Origin of the sequence: Streptomyces katrae (assembly GCF_000966975.1) — a bacterium.
Classification (GTDB): Bacteria; Actinomycetota; Actinomycetes; order Streptomycetales; family Streptomycetaceae; genus Streptomyces; species Streptomyces katrae.
In genome coordinates this window covers 1-5,205 of sequence record NZ_JZWV01001241.1, presented here as the reverse complement: position 1 = coordinate 5,205, position 5,205 = coordinate 1, and the positions used below count along the sequence as shown (strand labels likewise).

Below are 5,205 nucleotides of genomic sequence, written 5' to 3'. Positions count from 1 at the left end.
GAGGCCCCGCCCTCCAGGCCGGCGAGGGTGCGCTCCAGCGCGCGCACGGTGGGGTTGCCGCGGCGGCTGTAGACGTAGTCGCCGTCGGGTCCGGCCATGGCGCGGGCCAGTTCGTCGGCCGAGTCGAAGGCGAAGGCGGAGGACTGTACGAGCGGTACGGACAGCGGCCGGCTGGCGGGGACTTCGAGCTCGTGGGCCACGTGCACGGCCCGGGTGCGGATGTCCTTCATCGAGGGTCTCCCTGTCTTCGTCGGGGTGAGGAAAAGGGGCCGCCCGACGTCCGGGGAGGACGTCGGGCGACCCCTGGGGTGAGCACGGGGCGTCCCCGTACGTCAGACCCCCGCCGTCTGGCCCTGCGACGCCGGGGCGTCGGCGGCCGGGGCGGCGGCCGCGACGGCCTTGTCGCTCTTCATGGCGAGGAGCGTGACCACCGCGCCGACGGCGGCGATGACCGCGGCGGCGATGAAGGCGGAGCTGAACCCGTCGGTGAGGGCGGGGAGGTTGCCCAGTTCACCGGCGCCCTGGGTGGTGGCGAGGGCGGTCAGCGCGGCCAGGCCGAGGGCCGAGCCCACGTTGTAGGTGGTGTTGACGATGCCGGAGGCCAGGCCAGCCTGCTCCTGCGGGGCGCCGGACATCGAGGCGATCATCGCCGGGATGTAGGCGAGCGCCATGCCGAGCGCGGCGACGAGCGAGGCGGGCAGGACGTCGACCAGGAAGGTGCCGGTCGGCTCGACCGCGGAGAGCCAGAGCAGGCCGAGGGCGAGGGCCACCAGGCCGCCGACGATCAGCGGCTTCGCCCCGAAGCGGCCCATGAGGCGGGCGGTGATGGCCGTCATGAAGATCATCAGCAGGATGGTCATCGGGAGCAGGGCCGCGCCGGAGGCGAAGGCGCCGTAGCCGAGGACCTGCTGGAGGTACAGGTTGAGGAAGTACCACATCGGGATCCAGGCGGCGCCGAGCAGGGTCATGGCCAGGTTGCCCGAGCCCAGGCGCGGGATCCGCCACACGCTGAGCGGCATGAGCGGCTCGCGGGTGGTCTTCTGGATCACGAAGAAGAGGACGAGGAGGACGGCGGCGCCGATCAGCTCCAGCACGGTGGCGGTGGAGCCCCAGCCGAACTCGGGGGCGCGGACGACGGCGAAGACGGCGAGCGCGAGCCCGGCGGTGACGGCGATGGCGCCGAGGACGTCCACGGAGCCGCGGCGGGACTGGACGGCGGGCAGCAGCTTCGTCAGGGCGAGGGTGACCACGCCGATCGGGACGTAGATGATGAAGCACCAGGGCCAGCTCACCCACTCGGTGAACACGCCGCCGAGGAACACGCCGGCGGTGCCGCCGGCGGGGGCGGCGGCACCGTAGAGGGCCATCGCCTTGCCGAGCTCCTTCGGGTTGTGCCCGAAGAGCATCATCAGGAGGGTCATGGCCGAGGGCGCGATCAGCGCGCCGCCGACTCCCTGGACGGCCCGGCCGGCGATCTCCACCGAGGCGCTCTGCGCGGCCGCCGCGAGGACGGAGCCGACGATCATGACGACCCAGCCGGTGGCGAAGATCTTGCGCGCCCCGAACAGGTCGGAGAGCCGCCCGCCGAGCAGCAGTAAGCCGCCGAAGACGATGACGTAGGCGTTGAAGACCCACTGGAGCTCGCCCTGGGAGAAGCCCAGGTCCTTCTGCATCTCGGGGAGCGCCACCCCGATGATCGAGGTGTCCATGATCACCATGAACTGAGCGGCGGCAAGCACGCCAAGTGCCCACCAGCGCCGGGGATTGACGGTTGACATTGCCCTGGCCCTTCCTTGTCCTATACCCCCAGGGGGTACCTTCGCGATGCAAGTTAGCATACCCGTGGGGGGTATGTAAGGCTGCGGTCGGGCGCTCGAGCGGGACTCGATCCGCGAGGCCCGCGCCCGTCACCCGCACAGCCCTGCGCCGGGCGCGGGTGCGCTGCGGCGGCCGCCCCGGCGGGATATCAAGGACGTGAAGGTGAGCGCGCGGGCCCGGCGGTCGCCACCCGGCCCGGAGGAGTGCGTCCCGTGGAGTTCGAGGTCAATGGCGTCCCGCACACGGCCGACACCGACGACGACCCGACGGCCGTGGAGGTGCTGCGCGACCGGCTCGGCCTCACCGGCACCAAGCTGGTCTGCGCGGGCGGGGTCTGCGGCGCCTGCACCGTCCAGGTCGACGGAGAGCCCCGGGTCTCCTGCCTCACCCCCGCCGCCCGGCTCGCCGGATGCCGGGTGACGACGGCGGAGGGCCTCGCCGGCCATCCCGTGGCCCGCGCCTTCGCCGGCCGCGACGCCCTCCAATGCGGCTACTGCACCCCCGGGTTCGTCGTCGAGGCGGCCGCGTTCCACGACCGGTGGCGCTCCGGGCACGGCCGCACCGCGCCCGGCCGCGAGCGGATCGCCGACGCCCTGGCCGGCCACCTGTGCCGCTGCGGCGCCTACGAGCGGATCTTCGACGCGGTGGCCGCCGCCTGTGCGGGCGAGTACGACGCCGAACCGGACCCCGCCGCCGCGCCCCCGCGCGCCGAGGCCCCGGAGAAGGCCTCCGGCACGGCCCGGTACACCACCGACCTGCGCCCCGAGGGGCTGCTGGAGGGGGTGGTGATCCGCTCCCCGCACGCACACGCCCTCGTCCGCTCCCTCGACGCCGGCGACCTCCCGCTGGTGCGGCTGCTCCCGTCCGACGGGGTGGTCCGCTACGTCGGCCAGCCGGTGGCCGCCGTGGCCGCGCCGACCCGGGCGGCGGCGCGGGCGGCCGCCGCGAAGGTCGTCGTGGAATACGAGGTACGGCCGGCGGCGCTCGACGTACGACGGGCCAGGGCCGGCGAGGGCCCGCTGGTGTACGCGGACAAGGCGGCCCGCAAACAGGCGCCCAGCTCCGGGGAGGGCGGCCTCGGGCTGCCCGCGAAATGGGAGGGCAACCGGCGGGGACCGGTGAGCATGAACAAACGCGGCGGCGAGGCCGTGCGCCGGATCCTCAAGGCCCGCGCCAAGGCCCCCGAGCGGCTGGTCGAAGGGGTGTACACGACCGCCGCCCAGAGCCACACCCCGCTCGAACCGCACGCCGCCCTGGCCCACTGGAGCGACGGCACCCTCCGCCTGGAGCTGTCCACCCAGGCCGTCCAGCGCGTGGCGCAGCTCGCCGCCGAACGCTGGGGCCTGCCCCCCGAACGGGTCGTCGCCGGCGCCCCGCACGTGGGCGGCGGCTTCGGCTCCAAGATGGGGCTGACCACCGACGTCGTCGCCGCCGTGGAGCTGTCCCGGCTGTACGGCGCCCCCGTCCGGGTCTCGCTCGACCGCGACGAGGAGCTCACCGACGGCGGCTACCGGCCCGCCACCCGGATCCGGCTGGCGATGGCCGCCGACACCGCGGGGGACCTCTCGGCGCTGGCCGTCGACGCCGACAGCGACGGCGGGGTCTCCGTCGGCGGCACCGTGGCCGCACTGGCCCGGTTCATGTACGGCCGCGCCCCGCGCCGGCTGCGCGACTTCGACACCGTCACCAACCGGCCCCCGGGCGCGCCCTTCCGCGGCCCGGGCGGACCCCCGCTGTGCTGGGCGCTGGAACAGGCCGTCGACGAGATGGCCCACCGGCTCGGCCACGACCCGATCGACCTGCGCCGCCAATGGGACGGCAACTCCAAGCGCCGAGCCCTGTACGACTGGGCGGCCGCGCTGCCCGTCTGGAACGACGTGCGGCGCGGCGGCACGGGCCGCTACCGGCGCGGCGTCGGCGTGGCCGCGGCCAACTGGCTCTACTTCGTCGACCCCGCCACCGAGGTCGAACTCACCGTCGAGGAGGGGACGGTCGTCGCCCGCAGCGCCGTCCAGGACATGGGCACCGGCGCCCGCAGCGTCCTGCGGCGGGCCGTCGCCGACGGACTCGGCATCGAGGAGGGCCGGGTCCGCGTGGAGATCGGCCGGAGCGGACCCGTACACGGCCCGGTCTCCGGAGGCAGCCGCACCACCCCCTCGCTCGCCCCCGCCGCCCGGGACGCCGCCGCACGGCTGCGCGCCGCACTCGGCGGCGGCGACGTCGCCTCCCGCCTGGACTCCGCCCACGGCACCCGCGTCACCGGCAAACGGCCGCGCGACCGGCGCGGCTTCGCCCTCCCCTTCACCCTGGGCGGCCTGGCGGTCGGCCGGGGGTTCACCGGATCGGTCCAGGTCGCCGAGGTCGAGGTGGACACCCGGCTGGGCCGGACCCGCGCGCTGCGCGTGTGGAGCGGCATCTCCGCAGGCCGGATCCACGAGGACCGCCTCGCCCGCAACCAGTGCGAGGGCGCCGTCGTCCAGGGCGTCGGCTACGCGCTGTACGAGGAGCGGCGCACCGATCCCCTGACCGGCCGGGTGCTGACCGAGAACCTGGAGGACTACCGGATCCCCGGCATCGGCGACACCCCCGAGATCACCGTCCACTTCCACCAGGAGGGCTTCGAGCACGTCCCCGGCGGCGGGGTCGGCCTGGGGGAGGTCGCCACCCTGCCCACCGCGGCCGCCCTGGCCAACGCCGTGTACGACGCCACCGGCTGGCGCCCGTACGACCTGCCCATCCGCCCCGACCGGCTCCTGGAAGGACTGCGTCCGTGAGCACCGAGCCCGCCCTCACCGATCTGTCGGCCGCCGTCCTGGCGCGCGGCGGGGAGCTGCGCGCCGGCGGGACCGACACCACCGCCCGGCAGCGCTCCGGGATCTCCCCGGGCCCGTTCACCGACCTGTCCGGGGTCTCCCACCTCCGGGGCACGACCGCCCTGCCCGGCGGCGGGCTGCGCGTGGGCGCCCTGACCACCCTCGCCGAGCTCGCCGGCGACCCCCGGGTCCGGGAGGGCTGGCCCGCGCTGGCCCTCGCGGCGGGCGGCACCGCCACCCCGCAGGTCCGCGCCGCCGGGACCCTGGGCGGCAACCTGCTGCAGCGCAACCGCTGCTGGTACTACCGCAACCCGCACATCGGCTGCCTGCAGAAGGGCGGCACCGACTGCCCCGCCCGCGAGGGGGACCACCACTACGGGGTGGTCGCCGGGGACGGCCCGTGCGTGGCCCCGCACCCCTCCACCCTCGCCGTGGCCCTGCTCACCTATGACGCGGAGGCCGAGGTGCACGGTCAATCCCCGCGCCCCGTGGCCGCGTTGTACGGGGACGGCAGCCGGCTCCACGACGCCGACCACCTGCTGGCGCCCGGCCGGGTCCTCACCTCGGTGCGGCT

4 protein-coding genes are annotated in these 5,205 nt (G+C 75.3%); 2 read left to right on the top strand and 2 right to left on the bottom strand.

The genetic code is table 11. From position 1 onward, the window contains the following. The coding region (locus VR44_RS35595) for a PLP-dependent transferase (RefSeq protein WP_045951788.1) at positions 1-230 on the bottom strand (230 nt) is incomplete at its 3' end. A 102-nt stretch (positions 231-332) separates the two neighbouring features. Beyond that, positions 333-1,778 carry an MFS transporter gene (locus VR44_RS35590; RefSeq protein WP_045951787.1) on the bottom strand — a complete coding sequence of 482 codons (1,446 nt, stop codon included), beginning with the start codon at positions 1,776-1,778 and terminating at the stop codon, positions 333-335. 252 nt (positions 1,779-2,030) lie between these two features. Here VR44_RS35590 and VR44_RS35585 point away from each other — a divergent pair, with 252 nt between their 5' ends. Beyond that, positions 2,031-4,592: a molybdopterin-dependent oxidoreductase gene (locus VR44_RS35585; protein ID WP_045951786.1), complete on the top strand. Its 2,562-nt coding sequence runs from the start codon at positions 2,031-2,033 to the stop codon at positions 4,590-4,592. After that, the coding region (locus VR44_RS35580) for an FAD binding domain-containing protein (RefSeq protein WP_211275197.1) at positions 4,589-5,205 on the top strand (617 nt) is incomplete at its 3' end. The genes VR44_RS35585 and VR44_RS35580, both read left to right, overlap by 4 nt.

Excerpts from the sequence above, each read along its gene's own strand:
- VR44_RS35590 (WP_045951787.1), bottom strand. The coding sequence starts at position 1,778 with ATGTCAACCGTCAATCCCCGGCGCTGGTGGGCACTTGGCGTGCTTGCC.